At 71.0% G+C, this 1,686-nt stretch carries 2 protein-coding genes; both read left to right on the top strand.

Features of this window, described 5'->3' with window-relative positions; translation table 11 throughout:
• Nucleotides 1-349, top strand: a 349-nt coding sequence (locus tag D183_RS25105; protein WP_039728359.1) for an MFS transporter, incomplete at its 5' end; no start/stop codon positions are given.
• Nucleotides 350-458: 109 nt separating this feature from the next.
• On the top strand, nt 459-1,388 hold the full coding sequence (locus D183_RS0117300; RefSeq protein WP_026144587.1) for a dihydrodipicolinate synthase family protein: 930 nt from the start codon (nt 459-461) through the stop codon (nt 1,386-1,388).
• Nucleotides 1,389-1,686: the final 298 nt, after the last annotated feature.

Here is a 1,686-nt window from a genome sequence, read left to right as displayed (position 1 = left end):
CGGCCTGCCGCTGCTGGCGCTGGCGGCGCTCGGCGGCACCTCGGCGCCGCAGGTGCTGGTGTTCGCGGCGCTGGGCTATGCCGCGGTGCAGACCATCACCTTCTCGCTGTACCTGTATTCGGCCGAGCTCTACCCCACCCGCATCCGCGCCATCGGCACCGGACTGGGCAGCGCCTGGCTGCGCCTGGGCTCGGCCTGCGGGCCGCTGCTGGTCGGCGCGGTGATCGCCGGACTCGGCATCCGCTACGTGTTCGCCGCCTTCGCTGCCGTGCTGCTGGTCGGCGCCGTCGTGACCTGGCGCTTCGCCCTGGAAACCAAGGGCAAATCGCTGGAACAGCTGTCGCCCTGAACGCAGCGCCGGCACTGCCGCCGGCGCATCGCGCCACACCTCCGCACCACCCCCGTCGGACCCCGCGTTCGATTCCATCCCCCGTTGATCCAAAGAAGAGGAAATGAGCATGAGCACCATCGACCTGAAAGGCCTGGTCCCCGCCCCGGTCACCCCGTTCACCCGCGACGGCGCCGTCGACTATCCCGCGATCAAGCGCATCGGCGCCTGGCTCGGCGGCATCGACGGGGTCAAGGGCCTGACCGTGCTCGGCCACGCCGGCGAAGGCACGTTCCTGGAGCGCGACGAACAGGCCAAGGTGATCACCGCCTTCCGCGACGCCGTCGACGGCCGCATCCCGATCATCGCCGGCATCACCCTGGAAGGCACCCGCGTCGCCGCCGACGAAGCCAAGCGCGCGGTCGCCGCCGGCGCCTCCGCCGGCCTGATCTATCCGTCGCACGGCTGGCTGCGCTTCGGCTACCAGAAGGGCGCGCCGCAGGACCGCTACAAGGCCATCCACGAGGCCAGCGGGCTGCCGATGATCCTGTTCCAGTACCCGGACGCGACCAAGGCCACCTACGACCTGGAGACGTTGCTGGAGATCGCCGCGCTGCCGGGCGTGGTCGCGATGAAGAACGGCGTGCGCAACATGAAGCGCTGGGACACCGAGATCCCGGTGTTCCGCAAGGAGCGCCCGCACGTGCCGGTGCTGACCTGCCACGACGAGTATCTGCTGCACACCATGTTCGACGTGGATGGCGCGCTGGTGGGCTACGGCTGCATCGCCCCGGAGCCGCTGCTGGAGATGATCGCCGCGGGCAAGGCCAAGGACTACGCCAAGGCGCGCGCACTGCACGACCGCCTGCTGCCGGTGACCAAGAGCGTCTATCACCGCGGCTCGCACATGGAAGGCTCGGTGGCGCTGAAGTGGGCGCTGGTCGCGCGCGGCCTGCTCGACCACGCCACGGTGCGTTCGCCGCTGCTGCCGCTGGCCGAGGGCGCCGACAAGGAGATCGCCGCGGCGATGGCCGCCGCCGGCCTCGGCAAGGTGGGCTGACCCGCACGGGTTGCCTCCAGCTCGATGGGCCGCGCAGTTGCGCGGCCCATCCGCTGCGGCGATGGCGTGCGCCTCGGCGCCGCGCAACGCGTTCCGGTCTGCCCTCGCGTTTCTTTGCCGGTCCCCCCACAGGCCTGCACACAGGCGTGCCCGTCGCCGACGGACGCGACGCCGTGCTGCGGCTCCACGACCGGAAGGTGTCTTCCCTTCGCGCACTGCCGCGTCGCCGCGCACCCACCGCGCACGTCCGGCGAGTGCTTCGTCTCGTCCGTGGAGCGTCCCATGTCCCGTTCTCTTT

The organism is Xanthomonas sp. SHU 199 (assembly GCF_000364665.1).
Lineage (GTDB): Bacteria > Pseudomonadota > Gammaproteobacteria > Xanthomonadales > Xanthomonadaceae > Xanthomonas_A > Xanthomonas_A sontii.
The sequence above is the reverse complement of the archived record's forward strand: the minus strand, read 5'-3'. Positions and strand labels throughout refer to the sequence as shown.